The 26915-nt window shown below is 60.9% G+C and carries 27 protein-coding genes and 1 pseudogene; 17 read left to right on the top strand and 11 right to left on the bottom strand.

All coding sequences use genetic code 11. The features are described from left to right. The first annotated feature begins 65 nt into the window (after positions 1-65). From acnA to JN531_RS14125, 13 genes and pseudogenes are all read left to right on the top strand, one after another. Positions 66-2732: an aconitate hydratase AcnA gene (acnA, locus tag JN531_RS14185; RefSeq protein WP_228349514.1), complete on the top strand. Its 2667-nt coding sequence runs from the start codon at positions 66-68 to the stop codon at positions 2730-2732. Positions 2733-3217: 485 nt separating this feature from the next. Continuing rightward, positions 3218-3565, top strand: a pseudogene (locus JN531_RS14180) (hypothetical protein); the annotation flags it as partial. A gap of 84 nt (positions 3566-3649) precedes the next feature. Beyond that, positions 3650-4624 (top strand): IS5 family transposase, encoded by a 975-nt coding sequence (locus JN531_RS14175; protein WP_228349980.1) that lies wholly within the window; start codon positions 3650-3652, stop codon positions 4622-4624. 477 nt (positions 4625-5101) lie between these two features. Then, entirely contained in the window at positions 5102-6076 is a 975-nt protein-coding gene (locus JN531_RS14170; RefSeq protein ID WP_228349980.1) for an IS5 family transposase, read from the top strand. A 587-nt stretch (positions 6077-6663) separates the two neighbouring features. Then, the gene (locus JN531_RS14165) at positions 6664-6924 is read left to right on the top strand and encodes a hypothetical protein (RefSeq protein WP_228349512.1); all 261 of its coding nucleotides are present in this window, start codon (positions 6664-6666) and stop codon (positions 6922-6924) included. A gap of 65 nt (positions 6925-6989) precedes the next feature. Next, a protein-coding gene (locus JN531_RS14160) for an IS3 family transposase (protein WP_228347576.1) occupies positions 6990-8077 on the top strand; the annotation gives its coding sequence in 2 pieces (ribosomal slippage) (positions 6990-7242 and positions 7242-8077; 1089 coding nt in all). 190 nt (positions 8078-8267) lie between these two features. Then, positions 8268-8996: a rhomboid family intramembrane serine protease gene (locus tag JN531_RS14155; RefSeq protein WP_228349511.1), complete on the top strand. Its 729-nt coding sequence runs from the start codon at positions 8268-8270 to the stop codon at positions 8994-8996. Positions 8997-9514: 518 nt separating this feature from the next. Continuing rightward, on the top strand, positions 9515-9991 hold the full coding sequence (locus JN531_RS14150; RefSeq protein ID WP_228349510.1) for a hypothetical protein: 477 nt from the start codon (positions 9515-9517) through the stop codon (positions 9989-9991). Between the two features lie 230 nt (positions 9992-10221). Continuing rightward, positions 10222-10587, top strand: a complete 366-nt coding sequence (locus tag JN531_RS14145; RefSeq protein ID WP_228349509.1) for a DUF3703 domain-containing protein — start codon at positions 10222-10224, stop codon at positions 10585-10587. Positions 10588-10827: 240 nt separating this feature from the next. After that, positions 10828-11697, top strand: a complete 870-nt coding sequence (locus tag JN531_RS14140) for an alpha/beta fold hydrolase (protein WP_228349508.1) — start codon at positions 10828-10830, stop codon at positions 11695-11697. Between the two features lie 63 nt (positions 11698-11760). Further along, a complete protein-coding gene (locus JN531_RS14135) occupies positions 11761-12099 on the top strand; it encodes a tRNA-binding protein (protein ID WP_228349507.1) in 339 nt (112 codons plus the stop codon). 964 nt (positions 12100-13063) lie between these two features. Next, the gene (locus tag JN531_RS14130) at positions 13064-14002 is read left to right on the top strand and encodes a mechanosensitive ion channel family protein (protein WP_228349506.1); all 939 of its coding nucleotides are present in this window, start codon (positions 13064-13066) and stop codon (positions 14000-14002) included. Positions 14003-14017: 15 nt separating this feature from the next. Further along, the gene (locus tag JN531_RS14125; RefSeq protein ID WP_228349505.1) at positions 14018-14605 is read left to right on the top strand and encodes a class I SAM-dependent methyltransferase; all 588 of its coding nucleotides are present in this window, start codon (positions 14018-14020) and stop codon (positions 14603-14605) included. Here the strand turns inward: JN531_RS14125 and JN531_RS14120 are convergent. Continuing rightward, the gene (locus JN531_RS14120; RefSeq protein ID WP_228349504.1) at positions 14594-14980 is read right to left on the bottom strand and encodes a hypothetical protein; all 387 of its coding nucleotides are present in this window, start codon (positions 14978-14980) and stop codon (positions 14594-14596) included. The genes JN531_RS14125 and JN531_RS14120 overlap by 12 nt on opposite strands. 222 nt (positions 14981-15202) lie before the next feature. Between JN531_RS14120 and JN531_RS14115 the strand changes: the two genes are divergently transcribed. Next, positions 15203-16009 (top strand): glutathione S-transferase family protein, encoded by an 807-nt coding sequence (locus tag JN531_RS14115; RefSeq protein WP_228349503.1) that lies wholly within the window; start codon positions 15203-15205, stop codon positions 16007-16009. Continuing rightward, positions 16009-16245 carry a hypothetical protein gene (locus tag JN531_RS14110; RefSeq protein WP_228349502.1) on the top strand — a complete coding sequence of 79 codons (237 nt, stop codon included), beginning with the start codon at positions 16009-16011 and terminating at the stop codon, positions 16243-16245. Before JN531_RS14115 ends, JN531_RS14110 begins: the two co-directional genes overlap by 1 nt. Before the next feature lie 7 nt (positions 16246-16252). Here the strand turns inward: JN531_RS14110 and JN531_RS14105 are convergent, their stop codons facing one another. The 4 genes from JN531_RS14105 to JN531_RS14090 all read right to left on the bottom strand — a co-directional run bounded on the left by JN531_RS14105 (position 16253) and on the right by JN531_RS14090 (position 19289). Continuing rightward, positions 16253-16828 carry a PadR family transcriptional regulator gene (locus JN531_RS14105; protein ID WP_228349501.1) on the bottom strand — a complete coding sequence of 192 codons (576 nt, stop codon included), beginning with the start codon at positions 16826-16828 and terminating at the stop codon, positions 16253-16255. Between the two features lie 13 nt (positions 16829-16841). Beyond that, positions 16842-17807, bottom strand: coding sequence for an NAD(P)H-dependent flavin oxidoreductase (locus tag JN531_RS14100; protein ID WP_228349500.1), 966 nt, complete (start codon positions 17805-17807; stop codon positions 16842-16844). 87 nt (positions 17808-17894) lie between these two features. Further along, positions 17895-18623 (bottom strand): SDR family oxidoreductase, encoded by a 729-nt coding sequence (locus tag JN531_RS14095; RefSeq protein ID WP_228349495.1) that lies wholly within the window; start codon positions 18621-18623, stop codon positions 17895-17897. 75 nt (positions 18624-18698) lie between these two features. Beyond that, on the bottom strand, positions 18699-19289 hold the full coding sequence (locus JN531_RS14090; RefSeq protein WP_228349494.1) for a TetR/AcrR family transcriptional regulator: 591 nt from the start codon (positions 19287-19289) through the stop codon (positions 18699-18701). Between the two features lie 76 nt (positions 19290-19365). Here JN531_RS14090 and JN531_RS14085 point away from each other — a divergent pair, with 76 nt between their 5' ends. Continuing rightward, on the top strand, positions 19366-19821 hold the full coding sequence (locus JN531_RS14085; protein ID WP_228349493.1) for a PaaI family thioesterase: 456 nt from the start codon (positions 19366-19368) through the stop codon (positions 19819-19821). Between the two features lie 29 nt (positions 19822-19850). Here JN531_RS14085 and JN531_RS14080 read toward each other — a convergent pair whose 3' ends face one another. Beyond that, positions 19851-20738 carry a dienelactone hydrolase family protein gene (locus tag JN531_RS14080; RefSeq protein WP_228349492.1) on the bottom strand — a complete coding sequence of 296 codons (888 nt, stop codon included), beginning with the start codon at positions 20736-20738 and terminating at the stop codon, positions 19851-19853. A 115-nt stretch (positions 20739-20853) separates the two neighbouring features. Here JN531_RS14080 and JN531_RS14075 point away from each other — a divergent pair, with 115 nt between their 5' ends. Then, positions 20854-21837, top strand: a complete 984-nt coding sequence (locus JN531_RS14075) for an NAD(P)H-quinone oxidoreductase (RefSeq protein WP_366522442.1) — start codon at positions 20854-20856, stop codon at positions 21835-21837. A gap of 96 nt (positions 21838-21933) precedes the next feature. On the opposite strand, the gene JN531_RS14070 is transcribed toward JN531_RS14075, so the two are convergent. The 5 genes from JN531_RS14070 to JN531_RS14050 form a co-directional block, all read right to left on the bottom strand. Beyond that, entirely contained in the window at positions 21934-23229 is a 1296-nt protein-coding gene (locus JN531_RS14070; RefSeq protein ID WP_228349490.1) for an ammonium transporter, read from the bottom strand. Between the two features lie 133 nt (positions 23230-23362). Continuing rightward, positions 23363-23953, bottom strand: coding sequence for a PqiC family protein (locus JN531_RS14065; RefSeq protein ID WP_228349489.1), 591 nt, complete (start codon positions 23951-23953; stop codon positions 23363-23365). Beyond that, positions 23940-25571: a PqiB family protein gene (locus tag JN531_RS14060; protein WP_228349488.1), complete on the bottom strand. Its 1632-nt coding sequence runs from the start codon at positions 25569-25571 to the stop codon at positions 23940-23942. Before JN531_RS14060 ends, JN531_RS14065 begins: the two co-directional genes overlap by 14 nt. After that, positions 25558-26211 (bottom strand): paraquat-inducible protein A, encoded by a 654-nt coding sequence (locus JN531_RS14055; RefSeq protein ID WP_228349487.1) that lies wholly within the window; start codon positions 26209-26211, stop codon positions 25558-25560. Before JN531_RS14055 ends, JN531_RS14060 begins: the two co-directional genes overlap by 14 nt. Further along, positions 26208-26804, bottom strand: a complete 597-nt coding sequence (locus JN531_RS14050) for a paraquat-inducible protein A (protein WP_228349486.1) — start codon at positions 26802-26804, stop codon at positions 26208-26210. Before JN531_RS14050 ends, JN531_RS14055 begins: the two co-directional genes overlap by 4 nt. Positions 26805-26915 lie beyond the last annotated feature (111 nt).

The following is a 26915-nucleotide window of genomic DNA, read 5'->3' as shown; positions in this document are numbered from 1 at the left end:
TCCTGACGCGCCCGGCCCTGCCGCGGCCGCTGACCGCTAGCCATCCACCCCGGAGAGTCCCAGCCATGACGGACAGCTTCAAAGCGAAGTCCACCCTGCAAGTCGGTTCCAAGTCCTACACCTATTACGACCTCACCAAGCTTGAAGGTGAGTTCAAGGTGTCCCGACTGCCGTATTCCTACAAAGTGTTGCTGGAGAACCTGCTCCGCCACGAAGATGGCGTGAACATCACCCAGGACACGGTGGCTGCGCTGGCCGGCGCTACGCTGAACAAGCTGCCCTCGCGGGACATCGACTTCACCCCCGCCCGCGTGATCCTGCAGGATTTCACCGGCGTGCCCTGCGTGGTCGACCTCGCCGCCATGCGCGACGCCATCACCACCCTTGGCGGTGACGCCGCCCGCGTCAACCCGCTGTGCCCGGTGGAACTGGTCATCGACCACTCGGTGATGATCGACCACTACGGCAGCAAGGAAGCCCTGGACCTCAACGCCAAGGTGGAATTCCAGCGCAACGAAGAGCGCTACACCTTCCTCCGCTGGGGCCAGGAAGCGCTGAAGAACTTCAAGGCGGTGCCGCCCGATACCGGCATCGTCCACCAGGTCAACATTGAATATCTCGCCCGCGTCGTGTTCGAGAACGACGACGGCGTGCTCTACCCCGATACCTGCTTTGGTACCGATAGCCACACCACCATGGTCAACGGCATCGGCGTGCTGGGCTGGGGCGTGGGCGGCATCGAGGCCGAAGCGGCCATGCTCGGCCAGCCCTCGTCGATGCTGATGCCGGATGTCATCGGCGTGCGCGTCACCGGCAACCTGGCCGAAGGCGCCACCGCGACCGACCTGGTGCTCACTGTCACCGAAATGCTGCGCAAGCGTGGCGTGGTCGAAAAGTTCGTCGAGTTCTTCGGCCCGGCCGTCGGCAACCTGTCGGCTTCGGACCGCAATACCATCGCCAACATGGCCCCGGAATACGGCGCCACCTGCGGCATCTTCCCCATTGACGAAGAAACCCTGAACTACCTGCGCCTTACCGGCCGCAATGAAGATGACATTGCCAAGGTCAAGGCCTATGCCCAGGCCCAGGGCATGTGGTGGACGCCGGATGCCGCCGAAGCCGAATACACCGATGTCATGCACCTGGACCTGGCCTCGATCCAGCCCAGCCTGGCCGGCCCCAAGCGTCCGCAGGACCGCGTGCTGCTGACCGACGTCAAGGCCAACTACCGCACCGCCTTCGAAGCCGAGCAGAAGCAGCGCCCGAGCAAGGGCCCGGTCACCGTCAACGACCAGGGCGTGGAATTCGAGATGAAGGACGGCGCTGTGGTGATTGCTGCCATCACCTCCTGTACCAATACCTCCAACCCCAGCGTGCTGATTGGCGCTGGCCTGTTGGCTCGCAAGGCCCGCGCGCTTGGCGTCAAGACCAAACCCTGGGTCAAGACCTCGCTGGCCCCCGGCTCCAAGGCCGTCACCGAGTATCTGGAAAAGGCCGGCCTCACCGAAGACCTGGAATACCAGGGCTTCCATGTGGTGGCCTACGGCTGCACCACCTGCATCGGCAACTCCGGCCCGCTCAACGAGCCCATCACCAAGGCGATCCAGGACAACACCCTGAGCGTGTCTGCGGTGCTCTCCGGCAACCGCAACTTTGAAGGCCGCGTGCATCAGGACGTGCGCATGAACTACCTCGCCAGCCCGCCGCTGGTGGTCGCCTACGCGCTGGCCGGCTCCACCGATATCGACCTGACCTCCGAACCCATCGGCCAGGGCAAGGACGGCAAGGACGTCTTCCTCAAGGACATCTGGCCGACCAATGCCGAGATCCAGGCCGCCGTCACCCAGGCCGTCACCGCCGACCTGTACAAGGCCAGCTATGCCGACGTGCTGAAGGGCGACGCCCGCTGGCAGTCGATCAAGGTGACGAGTTCCGAAACCTACCCCTGGGATGCCAAGAGCACCTACATCCAGAACCCGCCGTACTTCACCGGCATGACGATGACCCCGCCGGGCATCCAGCCGATCACCGGCGCCCGCTGCCTGGCGGTGCTGGGCGATTCCATCACCACCGACCACATCAGCCCCGCGGGCGTGATCAAGCAGGATGGCCCGGCCGGCAAGTATCTGGAAGCACACGGTGTGCAGAAGGCCGACTTCAACAGCTTCGGCAGCCGTCGCGGCAACCACGAGATCATGATGCGCGGCACCTTTGCCAACACCCGCATCAAGAACCAGATGACCCCGGGGGTCGAAGGCGGCGTGTCCAAGTACATCGGCAAGGATGGCAGCGCCGGTGAGGTGGAAGCCATCTACGACGTCGCCATGAAGCACCAGGCCGACGGCACCCCGCTGGTGGTGCTGGCCGGCAAGGAATACGGCACCGGCTCCAGCCGCGACTGGGCTGCCAAGGGCACCATCCTGCTCGGCGTGAAGGCCGTCATCTCCGAAAGCTTCGAGCGCATCCACCGCGCCAACCTGGTCGGCATGGGCGTGCTGCCCCTGAACTTCCAGGACGGCCAGAACGCCGAGAACCTCGGCCTCGACGGCACCGAAACCTTCGACCTCGAAGGCCTCAGCGCCGGCGCCACCGAAGTCACCGTCAACGCCAAGAAGGCCGACGGCAAGGTCGTCACCTTCAAGGCCAAGGTGCGTATCAACACGCCGAAGGAGTGGGACTACTACAGCCACGGCGGCGTGCTGAACTACATGCTGCGGCAGATGGCTGCCTGATCTTCTTTCAGGCTGCAACGACGAAGGCGCCGAAAGGCGCCTTTGTTGTTTCTGGCCAATGCATTGCGGCAGCCCGCTTGAACCGGCGCGCCGACTCGGGCATAACCATCCCATAGCACCGCCGTCAGGAACTCTAGGATGAGAGGCTTCGCGCCAGCACAGGACGTCACACCGATGCCGACCACGCCCGGCATCCAAACGAGCGGCGGCCCGCCTGGCCTGAACCGGCGTGCAAATCGGCACCATGCACCGCTCTCCCCATCCACGTACGCCGACGAAGGCCTATTGGGGTGCTTCGAAGCGGTACGACTGACGGGTAGCCCTGGCGAAGGCAACGCGATCCGGACTTTTTTAGTCCGCACTAAACACCAGGAACTCCGCAGTTACGACAAGGTTGGGCTGGTTGCTGGAATTAGCTTGCCATCGTGGCCGGTTTCCAGTCCGTCTAATTCTAGTTATGTGCTTGTGCGGAGCAGGCCACAGCGATGATCCTGAACCCGAAGACGCTTGAGAATCTGCGCGAGCTGATCAACGAACGGACCGAGTACCGTTCGGGGCCAAAGTTAGTGCAATTCTTCAATCGACTCGGGTTTCGAGATGCCTATGGCCAAGGATTCCCTTCGCGCTGGGCCTTCACCGACGAACGCTTGGGGAAGATCAATGGAACGCCCGCCCTTGATGATTGCATCAAGGCAGTGTTCTCCCCAGCCAACTTCATCGGACGTATCGCGGAGCTTGACGCGCACATCCAAGAATTCAATCAATACCTCGCGTTCGATAAATGGCGGGTCGTTCGCGATGGTGCTGACATCTCGTTCAAGAAGCTAGGGAAACACTGATCAAGTCCCCTCAAACGCTTTTTGCGATTGACTGGACATGAGAAAATATTGCTGACGAATTCCACGGGGATGAGGGTGATGAAGCAGCGCAGCTTTGCTGATGCCGAATATGCCGCCAAGCCACGTCAGACGCGGCAGGATCGGTTTTTATCGAAGATTGATGCCGCAACGCCCTGGCCTGCACTGCTTGCGGTCATCGATCCCTTCTACCCGAAGGCGGGCAATGGTCGACCTCCCCTAGGCTGTGAACGCATGCTGCGGATGTACGTTGCCCAGCAATGTCTTGGTTTCTCCGACGAGGGGATCGAGGATGCGATTTACGACTCTGGCGCAATTCGCCGGTTTGTCGGCATTGATCTGGGACGGGAGTCGTCCCCGGATGCCACCACGGTGCTGAAGTTCCGGCGGCTATTGGAAACCCACGGGCTGACGAAGCTGATCTTCGAGACCATCAAGGGACACCTGGCCGAACAGGGACTGCTGATGCGGGAAGGCACCATTGTCGATGCCACCCTGATTGCTGCTTCGCCTTCGACAAAGAACAAAGCAGGCGAGCGAGATCCTGAGATGCATCAATCGAAGAAGGGCAACCAGTGGCACTTCGGCATGAAGGCCCATATCGGCGTAGATGCCGCCTCGGGACTGGTGCACAGCCTCATTGGCACGGCGGGTAACGTGGCTGACATCACCCAAGCCCATGCCCTGCTGCATGGCGAAGAGCGACACGCCCATGGTGATGCGGGCTATCAGGGTGTGGAGAAGCGGGAAGAGTGCAACCCCGAACACACCGTCGCCTGGCAGATCGCGATGCGACCGGGCAAGCGACGCAAACTCCCTGACACCGAAGGCGGACGGCTGCTTCAGCAAACCGAACAACTGAAATCCAGCCTGCGTGCCAAGGTCGAGCACCCATTTCACATCATCAAGAACCTGTTCAGGCATCGGAAGGCTCGCTATCGGGGCTTGTTCAAGAACACCGCCCAGCTTTACAGCCTGTTCGGGCTGGCCAATCTGCTGATTGCCGCCCGACGAATCCCCGAGCCCAGCAGATGAATTGCGTCTGCAGCAAGCAGAATCAGTGGGCAAATATGCGAAAGAGCCCGAATATCGGGAAGAACTGAGCGATTCTCATGCCAAACGTGCTGAAAACCGCAAAGTCAGCCGACTCTTGGCGCCCAAGTGCGGAGCGGCGCAAAATTCAGACACTTGATCAGTGTTTCCCTAGACAAAATTGATCTGAATGAGCCTCAGAAAACCGAGAGTGAGTTCCTAAGCCGGGAGTTCACAAACGTAAGCTTGAAGGGTCTCGGTTTGGAGGGCGCGGTAACCGATGTGCTAGAGCATCGAACAAGGGAGATAGAAAAATGCTTCACATCGGATTCCCCTTTAGCTGTAATCATTCTGGCTGGCAGCACTCTTGAAGGAATACTTCTTGGCCTAGGGAAACACTGATCAAGTCCCCTCAAACGCTTTTTGCGATTGACTGGACATGAGAAAATATTGCTGACGAATTCCACGGGGATGAGGGTGATGAAGCAGCGCAGCTTTGCTGATGCCGAATATGCCGCCAAGCCACGTCAGACGCGGCAGGATCGGTTTTTATCGAAGATTGATGCCGCAACGCCCTGGCCTGCACTGCTTGCGGTCATCGATCCCTTCTACCCGAAGGCGGGCAATGGTCGACCTCCCCTAGGCTGTGAACGCATGCTGCGGATGTACGTTGCCCAGCAATGTCTTGGTTTCTCCGACGAGGGGATCGAGGATGCGATTTACGACTCTGGCGCAATTCGCCGGTTTGTCGGCATTGATCTGGGACGGGAGTCGTCCCCGGATGCCACCACGGTGCTGAAGTTCCGGCGGCTATTGGAAACCCACGGGCTGACGAAGCTGATCTTCGAGACCATCAAGGGACACCTGGCCGAACAGGGACTGCTGATGCGGGAAGGCACCATTGTCGATGCCACCCTGATTGCTGCTTCGCCTTCGACAAAGAACAAAGCAGGCGAGCGAGATCCTGAGATGCATCAATCGAAGAAGGGCAACCAGTGGCACTTCGGCATGAAGGCCCATATCGGCGTAGATGCCGCCTCGGGACTGGTGCACAGCCTCATTGGCACGGCGGGTAACGTGGCTGACATCACCCAAGCCCATGCCCTGCTGCATGGCGAAGAGCGACACGCCCATGGTGATGCGGGCTATCAGGGTGTGGAGAAGCGGGAAGAGTGCAACCCCGAACACACCGTCGCCTGGCAGATCGCGATGCGACCGGGCAAGCGACGCAAACTCCCTGACACCGAAGGCGGACGGCTGCTTCAGCAAACCGAACAACTGAAATCCAGCCTGCGTGCCAAGGTCGAGCACCCATTTCACATCATCAAGAACCTGTTCAGGCATCGGAAGGCTCGCTATCGGGGCTTGTTCAAGAACACCGCCCAGCTTTACAGCCTGTTCGGGCTGGCCAATCTGCTGATTGCCGCCCGACGAATCCCCGAGCCCAGCAGATGAATTGCGTCTGCAGCAAGCAGAATCAGTGGGCAAATATGCGAAAGAGCCCGAATATCGGGAAGAACTGAGCGATTCTCATGCCAAACGTGCTGAAAACCGCAAAGTCAGCCGACTCTTGGCGCCCAAGTGCGGAGCGGCGCAAAATTCAGACACTTGATCAGTGTTTCCCTAGCGATCCAGTTTCCGCGCTACTTCAACTCAGCAAGGGCGGCGCCGAAGGACAACAACGGGAAAGTGAGGCAGTTTCAAGAATGGAGCTTGAGCGGCTTCATTGATGTCGCACGAGAGTTGGGCCTTGTCCAGCATGACACGCACAAGTTCAGCCATTCACTTCGTGACTTCAGAAACTACATTCACCCATTCGAGCAGATGGCTTCAGGGTTCGCGCCACGCGAGCACACGGCGAAGATTTGCTTGCAGGTTCTTAGGGCTGCAATCCATGAAATTCGAGAGAGCGTCGGAAAGCTACGCACATAACCAGAGCATCAAGCCGACGTCCACGCCTCCGCTTCGCTCCGGCGTGGCCGCGGCTTATGCTCGGCGTTAAGCGCTTGCCAGAGGCCATACAAACATAACTAGGAGTAACGATGAAGAAAGAACAAGCAAAAAAATATATAGAAGAACAACTCAATGAAGGCGATAACTTAATAGGCTTCTTTCAAGCAGTTAGTCCACCCAAAATCTGGTTGCTTCTCATAATTGGTCCTCTTTTCGTTCTAAGCATGAGAACGTACTTCTTGGCTGTTACTGAAAAAGGGATATCTTTTCACAAGCTAAGTCTACTAGGAAAGTTTAAGGAGCATGATTTCTTCGAGTTTGGCGACATTGAAAATGTAAAGATAGGGTAATCCCCCCACAGGATAGCGGCAGCCGGGAGTGGAATTTTCTCGTAACCTGAGTCGAGGAGGTTCCCATGCGGAAATCACGATTTACCGACAGCCAGATCATGGCGGTGTTGAAGCAGGCAGAAGGTGGCGCGCCCGTGCCTGAGCTGTGCCGGGAGCACGGCATCAGCTCGGCGACGTTCTACAAGTGGCGGTCGAAGTTCGGCGGCTTGGACGTCTCGCAGCTCACCCGGATGAAGGAGCTGGAGGACGAGAACCGGCGGCTGAAGAAGATGTACGCCGAGTCCCAGATGAGCGCGGAGCTGCTGAAGGAAGCGCTGTCAAAAAAATGGTGAGGCCATCTCAGCGCCGAGAGATGGCCCGATGGGCGGTAACTTCCAAGGCGATCAGCATCCGGCAGGCCTGTGTGACCTTTCAGGTCAGCGAGACCTGCTACCGGTACCAGGCCAAAGCCGAGCCTGAAAACGTGCGCATTGCCGATTGGCTGGTGCGGCTCACCAGTACCTACCGCAACTGGGGCTTTGGGCTGTGCTTCCTGTACCTGCGCAACGTCAAGGGGTTCGGGTGGAACCACAAGCGCGTCTACCGGATATATCGCGAACTGGAGCTCAATCTCCGCATCAAACCGAAGAAGCGGCTGCTGCGACAGCTGCCGCGGCCCCTGACAGTACCGCTGGCATGTAACGAGGTCTGGTCGATGGACTTCATGCACGACCAGCTCAGTGACGGCCGCAGCTTTCGGTTGTTCAACGTGCTGGATGACTACAACCGGGAAGGGCTCGGGATCGAAGTGGATCTATCGCTGCCATCGACACGGGTTATCCGCAGCCTGGAGCAGATCATCGAATGGCGCGGCACACCGCGGGTCCTGAGGTGCGACAACGGCCCGGAACTGATCAGTGGCGCGCTCATGACCTGGGCCAGGGAGAAAGGCATCCGCATCGAATACATCCAGCCGGGAAAGCCGCAGCAAAATGCCTATGTCGAGCGCTACAACCGAACCGTACGCTACGACTGGCTGAGTCAACACCTGTTTCACAGCATCGAGCAGGTGCAGCAATCCGCCACCGACTGGCTCTGGTCGTACAATCACGAAAGGCCAAATATGGCACTTGGTGGCATTACCCCCATGCAGCGGCTTGCTGCCGCTGCGTAGCTCCACTTCTGAATGCCGTTAAAAATGGGGGGATTACCATAGGAAAGGGGCTATTACAAAGGCCAATGAAGTTCACGTTTGGAAACAATCGAAAAATAAAAGTAAAAGCACAGTTGAAGGGCGTGGAAAGCGTCGCAAAACTGTTGCCAGAAGTACAAGAACATATTGAAAGTAATATAACTTTAGCAACATGATCATGTTTCTAATTTCTGCTACGACTTATGTTGGCTTATTGGTTTTTATTAAGCCAGCTCCAAGTAGCTTGAAAACCGTACCAATTACTTACATTGAAAATTTAAAGCTTGTTCGGGGCTCTATATGCTCAGGGGTGTTCATTCTTTTCATATTTCTTCTAACAACAAACTTTGGTTTCATTTCCGTAGATGAGAACCTGTATCGAACTTTGGCACTGAGTAATAACAGTGATCAGCTTTTAAGGTGGCCGGCGCAGTCTGTATCGCACTTGTTTATCCATAGCAACCTGATTCATCTTGCCGCGAACGCTATTGGCTTAGGTCTGGCCTCTATTTATGAACGCAGAGTTGGAGCCAAGAGGTATTTGGCTGTTCTTTTTGTAGGAAGTGCGGCATCCATGCCATCTATATTATTCTATTCGGAAAACGTTGCAGTCTCTGGAATATCTGGCGGGGTTTTTGGTCTTGCTGCTGCATATTTTACAGATGAAAAGGAATTAAGCACCAAGGAATGGCTTGCAGCAATTTCACTATTCGTGTTTTTAGCAATATTGCTTGCAATAGAAGGTGAATTCAAGGGGCGTTCAAGTGCGGCGGCAGATTTGAGAATTGATCACATTGGACACTTTCTAGGGGCGCTTGGTGCAATCATTTATTGCCGTTTAAAACCTCAGCGCTTAACAAGTCAAAGCACTCGGACGCAGAAAAACTGCGCCGATGTTTGAGGCGTTGGGCATGAAGCGACGAATGCCATTGACCGCGACAGAGGCAGAGCTGCTTTCCGCTTTCTCGCTTCGACTTGTTTCTCGTGGCCCGAGAAAGGGAGCCTGGCATGGCAACTACCTCAAATGTCCGCTGTGTCAGGAGTTCGTATTGAAGGGCGGGGGCAATCATGGGTGCCGATGCGGCAATCTATTCGTAGACGGAGATATGCTTCGCGTATCAGTGGTACAAACACCCGAGACTCAGGTTGAGGTATACGACGCAAGATGAGAGTTTGTCCCCAACCATCGCCTCCAGCCGACGAGCCACTCGCTGCGCTCGCGGCCAGCGGCTGAGGCTGGGCGTTAGATTTCGCGGAAATAATTGAAAAATGGGGACTGACCACGATTTATTGGAGTTTTCTTGATTAACAGTGGTCCACCCCCAGTTGCTCTCCATTAGTCAGAGGCGCCCATTTATAATATTAGTCACTGAAAGCAATATGAAATATTTTTACTGCGAACACTGTGAAACTCCGAGCATGCACGAAAGCGAAGACCAAACAGGCGTATTTGAAACGCGTTGTGCGCTCTGCAGCAAGACGACATGGTTTATCTCCTGCCCTGGCTGTGAAGTCGGCTACTCGTTTGCGTCAAAGAATGATTTTTCTCGTGGCGATAAATGGCGCTGTCAAAACTGCAACCATGAATTTAATGCGGCTAAGGCAAGAGCTACGAAGATTAGCACCATTCCACAACCTCTAAAAATGACGCGGCCCGGTTCTAGTAAATTCCTTTCGCAGTGTAAAGAGGTATTGTTCGGAGCCTGGTATGTGAATTTGATATATATTGTTATAGGGTATGAAGTATTTTCTCAACGGCTCTTGCTGGGGCGTGGAGCTCGCAGTATCACTCTGGCAGATAGCGCCTCCGATTTTTGGTTCGGCATTGGAATTCACATTCTGTTCGCTTTGAGCATCGCATTTATTTCCTATCGTGTTCGATTCGGTTCAAAATGATGCCCAGAAAATAATTGTGGACAGACCACGATTAACCATGTGACCGTCAACAAATCGTGGTCTGTCCCATATTACTTGTCCCTTATGACTCGTGGCGATCCGGGCTAGCCCCTTGAAGAGGCCTGCCAGCTCGGGCATAACGAGATACAGTTTGGATCGCAATATCCGACTTGCCGAGCTGTGTTGACGTCAGCTGGATCTGGTTGGACACAACTGAGAGAGCCCCCACTATGAGCACGTTCGCAAATAACATTCGACCCCCTGTTACTGCCGAGCTGGTGCTCGCTGAAACAGCAGAACATCAAGGCAACATTTCGGTAGCCTTCCGTCATCTCGAGCGTGCCCACATCCTGGGCCAGGCGTCGACACGCGAGCACGTCCGTGTTCACTGTCACATGCTGCTTTGGGGCCTCAGGCGGCGTTCTTTCAAAGAAATTCTGGGGCAAATAACACGCGTCATTGGCGCAGCTACAAAAACAGCCATTGGGCTGGTGCCCGCTGGCAATACGGGCGGCGCAAATGTCAGTCCCTTCAAGTCTTTCCCGGTTCCGGCAGAGCTTCAGCGCGTCATTGCTGCGGCACGTTCCGGCAAGTAGTCATACCCAGCCATGCCCTCCAGTCGACTGTCAAACCACTACGCGGTTCGTCGTCGGCCGAGCCACGGTAGTGAGCCTGTTTGAGTAGCTTTCAACGTGGGGGGCGGTGGCAGCTTGATCGAACGGCTTCAGCGTACGGGTGATTGGAACGCGCGGCTGCGATTACCTATTGGGTAATTGTGGCGATGCAGGCGGCAACGCAGCATGACGGCCCATCATTCCAGAGCTGGATCGTCGATCATGAGTGCGGAGTCCGACTTCTACTTCAGTGCACCGTTGCGCCGGCTCAAGTTCAACGACGCTACGCTGGGTCTGCGTCGGTACGGGCAGGGCCCAGCACTGTTGCTGGTGCACGGATTCCCCCTGTATGGATTCACTTGGCGTCATTTGCTGCCGACGCTGGCACAACACTTCACGTGCTACGTGCCGGACCTCGCCGGCAAGGGCGAGTCCGAATGGGATGCGAACACGGACTTCACCTTCCCTGCCCATGCCGCGCGCCTCAAGCAGCTTATGGCGCAGCTGGGCGTGGCCCGCTATGCCGTCATGGCACAGGACACGGGTGCCACGATCGCTCGCTGCCTGGCGCTGATTGATCAAGAACGCGTGTCGAAACTGGTGTTGTTCAACACCGAGATCCCGCATCACCGCCCACCGTGGATTCAGTTGTTCCAAGCCCTGACGCGCCTGCCGGGTGCGCAAGCCGGCTTTCGCCTGGCGATCGGCTCACGCCTGTTCCGTCGCTCCGGCATGGGGTTTGGTGGCAGCTTCGCCAACCTTGACTTGCTGGACGGCGAATTCCATCAGTACACGGTGCAGCCTTTGCTGGAATCACCACGACGCATGGAAGGCATGCTGCGGTATCTCGGCGGCATCACCTGGCCGGTGGTGGATGCACTGGCCGAAGACCATCGAAAGATCCGTGCGCCCGTGCTACTGGTTTGGGGCGAGGATGATCCAACATTCCCGGTTGAACATGCGCGGCCGATGGTCAACCAGTTTGCCGACTGTCGCGGATTGGTCATCGTGCCGAAAACCAAGTTGTTGGCCTACGAAGAGAAGCCGTCTGAGGTTCTCGAAAAGATACTGCCGTTTCTGCAGGCGGCCTGATCGGCAGACGGTTGATCGGGAAACGATGTCACCATGGCGTGAGCATCGCCCCCGGGGAACAACATGGAAACAATCAGCTGGAACGATTTCACAAAGGTAGAGCTGCGCGTCGGTCGTGTGGTGAGCGCCAATGTCTTTACGGAAGCCAGAAAGCCGGCGTATGTCCTGCAGATTGATTTTGGCGAGGAACTGGGCATCAGAAAATCCAGCGCCCAGATCACAGCGCGCTACACGCCAGAGGGCCTGATCGGCAAGCTGGTGGTCGCTGTGGTCAATTTCCCGAAGAAGCAGATCGGCCCGTTGATGTCCGAATGCTTGACCACCGGGTTTCATGACGAAAATGGTGAGGTGGTTCTTTGCATTCCGGACAAGGACGTACCCCTCGGAACCAAGCTGTTGTAGCGGCGGCCGGCCCCGCCCTTCATCCACTGTTCGGGAAGAAAGGGGCAGCCCAGCTCACCGGACACCGTCTGTCGCGCGACTAAAAACCCTCTACGCGACGAACCCGGAAGTGATGATCGATCGACGTCCCCACCGGGGCATCGGTCCAGCCGATGGCGAAATTACCGTCAGCATCTACTGCGGCACGCGGCGCGAACTGTCGCCGCGTCGACGGCGCGTGGACACGGAAGGGGCTGCCGGCCGTCGCACCGGTCGCGCCGAGTAGCTGCGTCTGCAGATCCTGATCGGCATCGCCGGCGCCTTCAACCCAGGTCCAGGCGGCGCTGCCATCGGGTGCCGTGGCCAGTGCCGAACCGCCACCGGTGACCGAGAACAGGGTGCCGGTGGGCGCGCCGCGGTCGTTTGTTCGATGGCGCGTTGCCGCGACGACCTGTCCACAGGATTTTGGGTGCTGCTGAAAACTTCACACTACAGAGGTGAAGCGCATGTGACCAGCGGCAGGGCCCCGCGCTCGTGACGCACGCGCACCATCACGCAGCCACCCCACCCCGCAGGCGCGATACCGACGGCAAGGTCATCACCTTCAAGGCCAAGGTGCGCATCAACACACCGAAGGCGTGGGGACGACTACAGCTACGGCGACGTGCTGAACGACATGCTGCGGCAGATGGCCGCCTGATCTTTTATCAGGCTGCAACAACGAAGGCGCCGAAAGGCGCCTTTGTTGTTTCTGTGGCCCTTCCCCGTCGCCCACTTGAACCGACTCAACGACTCGGGCATAACGGACCCGCAACTTCGCCCGTACAGACGGCGACCGACCACGATTGATCGGGGTGATGACAATTGTCCGGGGTCTTCCCGGTGATCCAGGAACGGGCCTCCAGTCGGTGGTTTTTACTGCGAGTCGCCGGGACCATTCCGCATTCGATGCTGGACTCCATGTTTCAATAATCAGGGTTCCTAGATGAAATCAGTGTTCGACGCCGTGCCCGCTGACTTTCGGCTCTTATCGATACTTGCGACCATAATCGGACTTACGGCCCTGCTGAATTGGGCTTTAATCAATGTCATCAATCGGTTGGAATCATCGAGGTTGACAACGGGCTCTGTCGATAAAACGGCATTCAACTTTGCGAAACGGTTGATATCCGTCTTGATCTATGGCGCCGGATTTGGTGCCTGCCTGACACATATCCCCGAACTCAAGATTGTCGGCCATTCACTGCTGACGGGGGCCGGTATTCTGACGATTGTCGGCGGTTTGGCCTCACAGCAGGTCCTCGGCAATATTGTCAGCGGATTCATGATCGTGTTCTTTCGACCGTTTCGGATCGGTGACCGAATTACCCTATCTGGAAATTATTCCGGCACTGTCGAGGACATTACACTTCGAGAGACCATCGTACGCGATGCCGAGAACAACCGAATCATCATCCCGAATTCACAGATCAGCAGCGAGGTGGTGGTCAATGCCAACCACACCGATCATAAGATTTGCAAGTTCATCGACGTGGGGGTTGGCTATTCATCCGATCTGGAGCGGGCAATGACAATCATGCAGGAGGAGATCGTCAAGCATCCCCTGGTCATTGACCAACGCACAGAGGCGCAAATACGCGACAACACTCCGATTGTTCCGGTGCGAGTCATGGCCTTGGGCGACTCTTCCGTTACGCTCAGAGCATGGGCTTGGGCTGATAATCCTGCCAATGGCTTCCTGCTGCAATGCGACAGTTACGTCAATGTAAAACGCCGATTTGATGAGGCTGGCATCGAAATCCCTTTCCCACAGCAAACCATCTCGTTTGCCAACGGAAAGTCAGATTCCGATTACTTTTCCAGCCGTGGATCGATGCAGCGCGAGACCGACCGAAGCGCCCCCACCCCCGAACCGCCGCGCTAACGACCACAGCACACAATGAAAGACACCGATAAACGTGGGATCTGGTCGCGCGCCTTGGGGCGTGGCGTCTTTCCGCATCAGTTGACCTGGATTCTTGATCTTCCCGGCCGTGGCTTGATCATGTCTGCCCGAACGGTCGCTGACCGCCTGCCGGTAAAACCCGACGCAAACGTGCTCGAGATCGGCCCGGGATCTGGCTACTACAGTGTGGAGGTCGCCAAACGTATTCCTGATGGCTGGCTGACGCTCGTCGATATCCAGCAGGAAATGCTGGAGAAAAGCGCGCATGCGCTGAAGGCGGCAGGCATCCACCATTTCGCCACGCGGCAATCCGACGGGGCGACGTTGCCATTCAAGAACAACACCTTTGATGCGCTGTTCCTCGTCACGGTTTTCGGAGAGATCGAGAATCGCGCCTCATTCCTTCTGGAAGCGGCACGCGTGCTGAAGAAGGATGGCGTGCTGTCCATCACGGAGCACCATCCGGACCCGGACTTCGAGAGTGCTTCCGACGTTGCGGCAGACCTGCGGCAGCATGGGTTCATGCCTTTGCAGACGCTCGGCTGGCGCTGGGCATACACACTCAACGCGTCAAGACTTTGAGCTGCTGCCCAGAAGGTAGAGCGCAAACACCACCACCATGATGCTGTCCGCCACCACCGTCAGCATCGCCTTGTCCAGGTAGGCGCTACCGATGCTCAGCAACAGGATCACGAAGATCAGCTTGCCGAGCGCCGAGACCGTGACCACCAGGCGCCGGTGCACCGGATGGTACGCGGCATAGATCAGCAAGCTGCCCATCAGGGTGATGAGGCTGCCCCAGCTACGCACCACCACTTCGGCCAGCGGGCCTTCAAGGCTGGCACCGAATGTGTTCTGCAGCGCCAACCCCGGCGCCAGCAGGGCCAGCAGCATGCTGCAGGTCAGCAAGCCGCAGACCAGCAAAATCCACTTGATGTGGGCAACGATGAATGACATGGCAAGTCCCCCAGGAATGATGTGAACCCGCTGCGATGGCAGGCCGCAGCTGAAAGCCTAGCGGATTCAGTGGCGCGTAAGGCGCCGATCAAACCCGCCACTCGCCCTGCCCCCGTCACACCGGACCAGTGGACGCGCGCGCGACGATCACGCAGGCTTCGGGTCCGGGGCGACGGCCGTTGTGGCCATGAACGACCACGCCCGATTGACCGAGCCACGCCCATGCGCCTGATCACCATCCCCATGAGCCACTACTGCGAGAAGGCCCGCTGGGGGCTGGTGTACGCCGGTGTGGCCTATGTGGAAGAAGGTCATCTTCAGGGGCTTCACATCAGGGTGGCACGCCGCCACAACCCGGCCGGTTTGTTGCCGGTGCTGATTGATGGCGACAAGGTGGTGGCCGATTCGACCGCCATCCTGCGCTACCTCGACGGCCCGCTGCCCGCCGCCCAGAGGTTGTACCCGCCGATGATTGCGGATGAGGTGGCCGCACTCGAAGAAGACTTTGACGAACACCTGGGTGTTGAAACGCGGCGCTGGGTCTACTTTCACTGGCTGCCCCAGTCTGGCCGTGACGTCGTGAGGGTCGCGGCACAAGGCACGCCGCGCTGGCAGCGCTGGATTGGACCGCCAATGTATCCGTTGTTGCGCGTCGCCTTGAAACGCCACCTGGCGGTGACGGCCGACAAGGTCAGACATGGCCTTGGAACGATTGAGCAGACGTTTGACCGGGTGGCGGCACGCCTGGCGGATGGCAGGCCCTATCTATGCGGCGACCGCTTTACTGCCGCCGACCTCAGCTTTGCCTGCATGGCCTCGCCGGTATTGCTGCCGCCAGAATATGGTATCCGGCTACCCGCGCTGGACGAGGCGCCGACCTCGGCACGTGCTGACCTGGCACGCTTCCGGGCGCATCCTGCGGGGCGATACGCTCTTGATTTATTTGCCCGGCATCGGCGCGTGGCCGCGCGAGACAGCCCGCACGACCCGGCTTATGCCGTCACCCCCGCCCCCCTCGGAGCACCCTGATGATGAAGCATGCCTGGATGCTGTTCCCGTTGTTGTCGCTGGCCGCCTGCGGCGCACCCCAGGATGATGCCCGCCCCGTCTCGGAGCCCGAAGGTCGTCTCGAAACCCAGAGCATCCGCAACACGGACGCCGTCGGCTACGGCGGCAGTGGTATTGCCGACAAAATCGATGCCGCACTGGACGCCAACGACCAGCGCAAACAGGCACTCGACGAAGCAATCGACAGCCAGTACTGACGCCGGCTCAGCCGTCGCTTGGGGCTTTGGGCGCTGCCCGCGAGGGCTGCAAGGCGGCCACCATCGCGACCGCTTCTTCGCACCAGGCGATGGTGCTCTGCTCGGACAGAATGCCCAGCCGCAGGCCAAGGTAGCGGCCCCGTTTGCGGGGACCGAGCGCCTCCGGCCTCGGATAGTGCTCGGCCATCACGGCGGTGTAGCGCTGTAGCCGCTCACGATGCGCGACCAGACGCCGTTCGATTTCGGCCTGGACGGTGGCAATATCCACCGACCCCAATGCGAACAGCTTCACCAGCAGCTCCTCCTTGACGGTGGGCGGCTCGGTACGCTCCTCGACCCAGGAGTCGATCGCGTCGCGCCCCAGTGGCGTCAACGCATAGAGAATCCGGTTGGGGCGGGCACTCTGTTCCACCGTCTCGGCCTGCACGCACCCGTTCTGCGCGAGCTTGTGCAGTTCCAGATAGATCTGCTGGTGACTGGCCTTCCAGAAATAGCCCACGGTCTGGTCGAACCGCTTGGCGAGGTCGTAGCCCGACGCAGGACGGTCGAGCAACGACACCAGAATGGCATGCGCCAACGCCACAGCTGAGAACCGATCAGGCGCCGAGTACGCGCTGCCGAGCCGCCTGGTACTCGCGTTCCAGGCGTGCCACGAGATCGGCGGTGGACTGGATCTCCTTGACCGCCCCGATCCCCTGCCCGCAGCCCCAGATGTCCTTCCAGGCCTTGGCATCGGTGTTGCCGCCGGAGCCGAAATCCATTTTGCTCGGGTCGGATTCCGGCAGGTTGTCCGGGTCCAGTCCCATCTGCACGATCGAGGGCCGCAGGTAGTTGCCGTGCACCCCGGTGAACAGGTTGGAATAGACGATGTCTTCGGCGCGGCTGTCGACGATGCACTGCTTGTAGCGCTCGTCGGCATTGGCCTCGACGGTGGCGATGAAGGCTGAGCCGATGTAGGCCATGTCGGCGCCCATCGCCTGGGCGGCGAGCACACCGTCGCCGCTGGCGATCGAGCCGGAGAGCAGCAGCGGCCCGTCAAACCACTGACGAATTTCCTGGATCAGCGCGAACGGCGACAGCGTGCCGGCGTGGCCACCGGCGCCTGCCGCCACTGCGATGAGGCCATCGGCCCCCTTTTCCACCGCCTTGCGCGCAAACCGATCGTTGATGATGTCGTGCAGGGTGATGCCGCCGTAGGAATGCACCGCGTCGTTGAGATCGGTGCGGGCGCCCAGCGAGGTGATGACGATGGGCACCTTATGCTCGACACAGACTTCGATATCGTGCTGCAGACGGGCATTGGAGCGATGCACGATCTGGTTCACCGCATACGGTGCCGCGGGTCGGTCCGGATTTTCCTGGTTGTGGCGATCCAGTTCCTCGTTGATGCGCTTCAGCCACACTGCCAGCTGGTCGGCCGGACGGGCATTGAGTGCCGGGAACGAGCCCACCACCCCGGCCTTGCACTGGGCGATCACCAGGTCCGGGTTGGAGACGATGAACAGGGGGGAGCCCACCACGGGCAGGCGAAGGTTCTTGCGGAGGATCTCGGGCAGGCTCATGACGTTCGGTCGGTGGAAAAGGTGCGCCGACTTTATATGCAACTTTTTTGTTATGCAACTTTATGCATTATGTGTCGATGTTCAGGGTCAGGCCGTCTCGGCCACGCGAACCGGCTGTGGGCCCGTGACGTAAATCGCCGGGGTTTCCGACAATCCGCGCTTCACCGCTCGGGTAAAGTCATCGACCAGGATTTCGGCCTCGCCCGCTTCCAGCCCGTCGAAGGCGGCATCGACTACCGCCGTCGGATTCAGTTTGGGCACGTCGAGGTCGCGGGTGAGGTCGGTATCGACAAAACCCACGTGCAGACCGGTCACCTGCGTGCCCTGGGCCGCGAGTTCCATGCGCATGCCGTTGGTCAGCCCCCATGCGGCAGACTTGGTCGCCGCGTACACGCCCAGCAAGGGGCCGTTGAGCCAGCTGGCCACCGACAGTACGTTGAGAATCGCACCCCCTCCGTTTGCCGCCAGAATCGGCGCGAAGGCACGGCTGACCCGCAGCGGCCCGAAGAAGTTGGTCTCGAGTTGCTGGCGCGCCTCGTCGATACTGTGGTCGGCGAAGAAGCCGCCGAAGTGGGCAATGCCTGCGTTGTTGATCACCAGCGTCACGTCACCACATTCTGCGGCAGCGCGGGCGACATCTTCGGGGCGGGTCACATCCAGCTTGACCGGCGTCACCCGTGCCAGCTGCACCGACGCCGGGTCACGCACCGCCGCATACACCTTGCGGGCGCCCCGCGCCAAAGCCGCGCGGGCGAACACCTGGCCCAAACCACGGTTGGCGCCGGTGACCAGCACCACTGCGTTTTCGATTTTCATCCGTGTCACTCCTTGAAGTTCATTGATATGACGATCGTCATATTTCTGGGCAAATGAAACCGTGCCGGGCACGGATCAGGTCGACGCCTCGCCAGCGCCATAGGTATTCATCAATGCGGTGCGCTGCGCCGCCAGGAAAGCCCGGCCTTCCGGCCCGTCACCCAGCGCCCGGGCCATTTGCAGGGCCCCGACCAGGGTTGCTGCCACGATGTCGGCAGCGGCGTCATCCGCCGTCTCCGGCAACCGCTCCCGTATCGCCGCCACAAAGGCGCGGATGCGCCGCCGCGAGGCCACCTGCACCTCGGCGGACTGCCGCGGCATCTCGCTCAGCAACGCCGCGATCGGACAGCCTTCTTCGATCTTCGACAGGTGGATGTCGGCCAGATAGGTCGACACCAGCGCAGCAAAACGACCCGCACCCCGCGCCTCCCGGCGGGCGGTGGCGTCGATCATCGACTGCGCGCTGGCAACGCCGGCCTGCTCGATGGCTTCCACCAGCAAGGCGTCGCGGTTGGCGAAGTGTGCATAGAAGCCGCCGTGTGTCAGGCCGGCGGCCTTCATGATGTCGGCGAGGCCGACGCCCTGATAGCCACCCCGCCGGATCGCCCGAGCGGCGGTATCGACGATGCGCTGATGCGTCTGCTCTCGGCGATTGCTTCCGATCATGCCTGACTTGCCGTGTATATGATGATCGTCATATTATTCAGTCATCACCTTGCCGTCAACCCTGACCGGAGCCCCTATGAACGTGATGACCCGCGATGCCGCCGCCACAGGCCTGCAGCAACTTCAGAACCTGCTCGCGGGCGGCCGCCAGCCGCCCATCGGGGAGACCCTGCAGTTCGGGCTTGAAGAGGTCTCGGAGGGCCGCGCGGTGTTTACCGCCGTGCCCGGGGCGCACCTGTACAACCCCATCGGCTCTGTGCACGGGGGCTTTGCCGCAACGCTGCTGGACTCGGCCTGCGGCTGCGCCGTCCACAGTCGACTGAGCGCCGACCAGGCCTACACCACGCTGGAACTCAAGGTGGCCTACCACCGGGGCATGAGCGCCGCGACCGGCAAGGTTCGGGCGATCGGAACCGTCCTCACCATGGGGCGACGTGTGGCATTTGCCGAGGCGCAGCTGCTGGACAGCGAGGATCGTCTGCTGGCCTCCGCGTCCTCTACCCTACTGGTGATGGACCGCACCCCCGCCTGAGGGTGGCAGCCAAGGCGGCCGTCTCCGGATCAGACGCCGTGATCGCTCAGCCACCCGCGTGCCAGACCGGCAGCGTACTCCGCCGCCACGCGGTCGTAGCTGGGGCGGTAATCGGCGTTGAATCCATGCTGCACACCGGGGAACACGATGATCTCGGAGTCGGTCCTGCCCTGCCGCAAACCGGCGCGCATCGCCACCAGGGCGTCATTGTGGATGTAGGCATCGGCGCCGGCGTACAGGCCCAACACTGGCACCTTCAGGTCGGCGGCGATATCCACCGGGTCAACCGGCTTGAGCGGGCCCTTCATCCCGTTCAACAGCCCGTAGTAGGCCACGCCCGCCTTGACCGACGGATTGTGATGGGCATAAAGCCAGACGGTGCGACCACCCCAGCAATAGCCGACGATGCCAAGGCGGCCGGCGTCGGCCTTGCCGGTGCTGTCGGCGTAGGCGACCGTGGCATCGAGGTCCGACATCACCTGTGCATCGGGCACCTTCGAGACCACCTCAGACAGGATGGCGCCGACATCGGACATCCCGGAGACGTCGCCCTGGCGCACGAACATCTCCGGTGCGATGGCAAAGTAGCCCTGCTTGGCGTAGCGACGGCAGACATCCTGGAGATGCGCGTGGACGCCGAAGATTTCCTGCACCACGAGCAGCACCGGAAACCCCGTGCCGCTGGCCGGCATCGCCCGGTAGGCCGGGATATGACCATCGGCCACCGGCACCTCGACCTCGCCTGCCACCAGCCCGTCGCTGTCGGTGGTGATGGTCTGCGCCCGGACCGGCTGTGCCGCCAGGGCGAAGCCACTGGCCAGGGTGGCAGTGAGAAAGCGGCGACGGCTGAAGCCGGCTGCCGCGGGTCGTGCCGTCCTGAAGTTCAGGGGACGCAGGCCGTACTCGAATGCATGCATGGGGGTTCCTCCGTTATGTCCCCTATTGAACGACCTTCAGCTCGGACGCACAAGCTGTGCAGCGCACTCGGTGAGGCGGGCCCGGCATACTGCAGGCATGAACATTCCTGAAAGCATGCGAGTCGTCGAGATCAGCCAGCCTGGTGGTGCCGAGGTGCTGATCCCGACGCAGCGGCCCTGCCCGGTTCCGCGCGCCGGCGAAGTCCTGATCCGAGTGGCCGCCGCGGGCATCAACCGTCCCGACGTCCTGCAGCGCCAGGGCCTGTACCGGCCACCGGACGATGCGTCGGACCTTCCGGGGCTCGAGGTCAGCGGCACGGTGGTCGCCGGTGATGTCGGGGCATCCGGCCTGCGCATCGGCGACCGCGTCTGCGCCCTGGTTCACGGCGGCGGCTACGCCGAGTACTGCTGTGCCCAGGCCGACCAGTGCCTGCCGATCCCGCAGGGCTGGTCCGAGATCGAAGCGGCATCGCTACCGGAAACCCTGTTCACGGTCTGGAGCAACGTGTTCGAACGTGGAGCGCTGGCACCCGGCGAAACCCTGCTGGTGCAGGGGGGCAGCAGCGGCATCGGCGTCACTGCCATCCAGTTGGCGCACGCGCTCGGCCACCGCGTGTTCACCACGGTTGGCAGCGCTGACAAGGCCGCGGCCTGTGAAGCCCTGGGCGCGGCGGTTGCCATCCGCTATCGAGAGCAGGATTTCGCCGCCGAGATCAAGCGCCTCACCGATGGCCACGGCGTCGATGTCATCCTCGACATGGTCGGCGGCGACTACATCGCCCGCGAGCTGAGTTGTCTCGCCGATGACGGCCGACTGGTCATCATCGGCCTGCTCGGCGGCGTCCAGGCGCAGGTGCCGCTACCGCAGATCCTGATGCGCCGCCTGACCGTCACCGGGTCGACGCTGCGCCCACGACCGCCGGCCTACAAGGCGAAGATCGCCGCCGCCCTGCGGCAACGGGTGTGGCCGTTGATCGAGGCCGGCAACATTCGCCCGGTGATCCATCAGACCTTCCCGCTGGACGCGGCGGCGGATGCGCACCGGCTGATGGAAAGCGGGGCCCATATCGGCAAGATCGTGTTGACGGTGTCGGCGTAGGGCGAAGTACGCCCGGTCATTGCGAGCCTGCTCAGCAGGCGTGGCAATCTCGTGGCTGTGGCGAGGCCCCGGCATCCGAGCCGGGGCGCCCACACATCAGAGGTCGTAACCGCGCTCGTTGTGGCTGACCTGGTCGAGGCCCACCTGCTCGTCCTCGCCGCTCACCCGCAAGCCGCTGGTGAGTACACCCACGACCTTGAACAGCACCCAGGTGACCACCGCGGTATAGGCGCCGGTGGCAAGCACGCCAATGGCCTGCACGCCCATCTGCGAACCCATTGTCATGCCGTCGGCATAGCCCTGGCCACTGAACACGCCCAGTGCGTCGGAGGCAAAGATGCCGGCGGCCAGGGTCCCGAGAATGCCGCCGACACCGTGCACCGGGAACACATCAAGGGAATCGTCCACCTTGAGCACGCGCTTGAGGAAATTGGTCATCGCGAAGCAGACCACCCCGGCGGTAAGACCGATGATCAGTGCCCCGCCAGGGCCGACGAAGCCGGAGGCCGGAGTGATGGTGCCAAGACCCGCCACCATGCCGGTGACCGTGCCCAGGGCTGAGGGCTTGCCATAGCGTTTCCATTCAGCCACTGACCAGGCCATGGCCCCAGCGGCTGCCGAAATATGGGTGACCAGCATCGCCATCGCGGCATTGCCGTTGGCGCCGAGGGCGGAACCAGCGTTGAAGCCGAACCAGCCCACCCACAGCATGCCGGCACCAGTCACGGTCATGGTCATGTTGTGCGGCAGCATCGGCGTGCTCTGAAAGCCCTGACGCGGGCCCAGCACCAGCGCCGCAACCAGTGCAGCGACACCGGCGGTGACGTGCACCACGGTACCGCCGGCGAAGTCGAGCAGCCCCATCTTGAACAGCCAACCCTCGCCCGACCACACCCAATGGGTGACCGGCACGTAGACCGCCAGCAGCCACAGGCCGGAGAACAGCACCATCGCGGAGAACTTGATGCGTTCGGCGAAGCCGCCGATGACCAGCGCCGGGGTGATGATGGCGAAGGTCATCTGGTACATCGCGAACAGGGACTCGGGAATGCTGCCGCTGAGGGTCTCTTCGCCGATACCGCCGAGCATGAACTTGCCCAGATCGCCGATGAACGCATTGCCGCCGCTGAAGGCCAGGCTGTAACCCGCCACCAGCCACAACACGGTGACGATGCCGGTGATGATGAAGCACTGCATCAGCACCGACAGCACATTCTTGGTGCGCACCAGGCCACCGTAGAACAGTGCCAGACCCGGCAGGGTCATGAACAGCACCAGCGCCGTGGATGTGAGGATCCACGCGGTATCAGCACCGCTGAACGCGCTGTCTTGCGCAAACGCTGCGATCGGCAGCGTGCCCAGCACAGCCGCCAGCACCCGAATTGATTTCATCTGTTTGTTCTCCCCGAAGCCCCATCAGGGTGCGCACGTCAGGCGGTTTGCCCCTTTGACGTGCGCGCCCGCCTGCGCCGGATCATAGCAGCGCAAACGCGCACCATGGCGGTGCAAGCGCAACCGCGACGATTCAGCAGCCGGGGGTGGTCAGCGCAACCTCAATGGCATCGGCCAGACGTCCCAAAGCTCGCTGGTGCGCCTCGACCAGCGCGCCGTAGCCGGACCGCGACACCGACTCCCGAAAACTGCCGCTGCAGGTGCGCAGCACGGCGTCACCCGGCGGCTGAATCGCCCACAAGGCGTCGATGCCGACATGATCGCCCGGCGCCGAGTCGAAACGTCGCAGCTCGACCGTGATACGCGTCAGCGAAATACCCTCGGGCTGCGGCACGCGATACAAGTCGGCCTGGCCCAGCCGTGCTGCCAGCAGCGTGGAGAGCGCGCTGCGCACTTCGTCATGCAGCGGCGCCACCCATTGGTGGGTTTCCGCCACCCGCACCTCGCCGATACCTTCCCGCACGACCAGTTGCGGCAGGTCGACCTGGCCAGGCACCCGCACTGCCCGCAGCTCGAAGGCCTCGGCACCGACCGGCACCGCAACTTCGGCCTGCGACGGCGGCATCAGGGTGTAGAAATGTGAAGCTGGTGGCGCGCAAGCCGACACCCACAGTGCGGCCATCATCGCCATCGCGGCACGCTGCCAGCGCTCATTGCTCCTCATCAGGGGTCTCCGGCTTGCCGCGCAGTAGCGACTGCGGGTTGCGTTGCAGGGTATCGGACAGGTTGCGCAGCGACCGTGCAGCACGGTCCACCTGTTCCATCATCAACCGCAGGTCCTGCTGCAGCGGTGCATCCGGTGCGGCAAGGCTGCTGTTGGCGGCCTCGACAGCGGCGCGGGTTTCCGCCAGTGTCCGCCGCAACTCCGGGGCCACTTCGGTATCGATCTGCCTCATGACCTGCTCCGCACTCTTCAGCGTATCGCGCAAATTGCCACCGATTTCACCGAAGGGAATGCTATCGATCTTGGTGACGATATCGGCGATCTGCGCCTGCAACTGGTCGAAGCTGCCGGCCTCGGTGGGAATCTCCAGCGGCCGGATATCCGGGTTGCTGATCACCCGTGGCGCCTTGGGCATAAAATCCAGCGCCACGTAGAGTTGCCCGGTGATCAGGTTGCCATTCCGCAGCTGTGCCCGCAGGCCGCGGTCGATCATCCGCTGGAACAATACCTCCGGCGCCGGGTCTTCGCCGCCCTCCCGCGCCCGCAACTGTTCGTAGGCGCGCCCGAGCCGCCCGGGATAGACCGTGGCAGTCACGGTTGATGCGAAGCGCTTTTGGCCGGGGTCATATTCCAGCTCGGTATCGGTCACGGCCCCCAGCTCAACGCCCTTGAAATCAACGATGGCACCTCGGGAGAGGCCCCGCATGGACTGGAAGAACCGCATCTTGACCGTCATCGCGATGCGGTCGGCCGGCGCCAGCGCGGTGGCCTGGTCGTCGTAAACGCGGAAGGTGCTGTTCTCCGTCGCCGGCTCCGGCGCTTCCTTGCCGCCCGGTAACGACTGGAACGCCAAACCACCCGCCAACAGGGTCACCAGCGACTGGGTATTGAGCTTGAGCCCATTGGCATCGAGATTGACGTTGACCCCGCTGGCGTTCCAGAAGCGCGTGCGGCGGGTCACAAAGCGGTCGTAGGGGGCATCAATGAACGCCTGCAGGGTGACACCCTCGCCGTTCTCGTCGAGATCGAACCCGACCACTCGGCCGACCGGCACGCTGCGGAAGTAGATCGGCGAGCCGATGTTCAGCGAGCCGAGGTCCTCACGCGTCAGGGTGAACCGTGTGCCCTGTTGGTCGTTGGTCACCGCCGGTGGAATCTCCAACCCGGTGAAATGCAGCTGCTGCTTGTCACTGCGACCGACATCGACACCGACATAGGCGCCCGACAACAAGGTGTTGAGGCCGGAAACGCCGCCGAGGTCTGCGCGCGGCCGCACCACCCAGAAGCGGGTGTCCTCCACCGCCACCGACGAGGCATCCTTGCTGAGATCAACGCTGACCAGCACCTGTTCGCGGTCCTCACTGAGCTCGATGGTGCTAACCCGCCCGATCACCACATTCTTGAACCTCACCTCGGTCTTGCCGGCCTCAAGGCCTTCGGCTGACTCGAAGCGGATCGTGATCGTCGGCCCGCGCCCGGCGTAGGTCTGCACGATCAGCACCAGTCCCACCAGCGCCGCCACCAGCGGCACCAGCCAGATCAACGAGGGCAGTAACCGCGAACGCGGCGCCACATCGGGTGCCGGCAGTCGGGACAAGGGATCGTCAGCGTCGTTCATGAGGCCTCGCGTGCTGCATGGCGGGATCGGACACATCCCAGATCAAGCGCGGATCAAAACACATCGCCGACAGCATCGTCAGGATAACCACACCACCAAAAGCTGCCGCGCCGGGCCCGGCGCCGACCTGGGCATAACTCTGGAAGTTCACCAATGCCACCAGCAAGGCCACCACAAAGATGTCGAGCATCGACCAATGACCGATGCGTTCAATCATGCGATACAGACGGGTTCGTTCGGCCTGACCCCGCTGCAGCCGCAACTGAACACTGATGAGCAGGCTCGCCAGCACGCCGATCTTCAGCAGCGGCACCATTACGCTGGCAACGAAGACAATCAGCGCCAGGTCCCAGGCGCCTTCCTCCCACAGCACGATGACCCCACTGAGGATGGTGTCACTGCGACCGTCGAAGAAGGTCGAGGTTTTCATGATCGGCAGCAGATTGGCCGGCAGATAGAGCACCGCGGCGGCAATCAGCAACGCCCAGCTCAACATCAGGCTGTTCGGCCGCCGCCGATGAAGGCTGGAACCGCAGCGGGGGCAGCGAACGCCATGGGGATCGGTATCGACGTGCTGGCAAACCATCCCACAGGCATGGCAGCCGATGATCTTCAGGCTGCGAGCGGTCACTGCGCTCACAGGGCCGTCACCGCATCACCCTGCGCCCACAAGGCATGCAGATCGAGGGTGCTCAGCAAGGTCAGCAGGATGGTCAGTCCGGCCACCGCCCACAGGCCAGGGCCGATGATCACGGTAGCGGAATCGCCGAGCTTCACCACTGCCACCAGCACGCTGAGCATGAAGACCTCAATCATGCTCCAGGGCCGGGTCCAGCGCAGCGCATGCATCGCAACGACGAAGCCTCGCGGCCGACGGCCATGTCGCAGCGGCCACATCACGTAGAGGGTGAGCAGCATCAGCGCCAACGGAAACACCAGTGTGGTCGCGGCCGCCAGCAGCGCCACCAATGGCACGCCAGACTGCCAGGTGGCAACGATGGCGCCGAACAGGCTGGCCTCGGTGTGCTCGCTGCCCAGCTCGAGCTTGATGATGGGAAAGACATTGGCGATGGCGAACAGCATCACGGCGGTCAACGTCAACGCCAGCACGGCATCCAGCTGCAACGGCGGATGCGACGACAATGCACAGTGACAGCGGCTGCAGAGCAGCCGGGCGCGGTGCACGGTGTCGGCGGACCGATACACCGCGTCGCAATGTTCACAGATGATCACGCCCGCGTGCGCCAAGTCTGTCCCCAAAAATTTCGACATCTACCGACATCAAGAATATCGGTTTTGCCGACGGGTGATGCTGACGCCGACGTCAGGCGTCCGCTACGCTGC

The organism is Flagellatimonas centrodinii, assembly GCF_016918765.2.
Taxonomy (GTDB): Bacteria; Pseudomonadota; Gammaproteobacteria; order Nevskiales; family Nevskiaceae; genus Polycyclovorans; species Polycyclovorans centrodinii.
The sequence above is the reverse complement of the archived record's forward strand: the minus strand, read 5'-3'. Positions and strand labels throughout refer to the sequence as shown.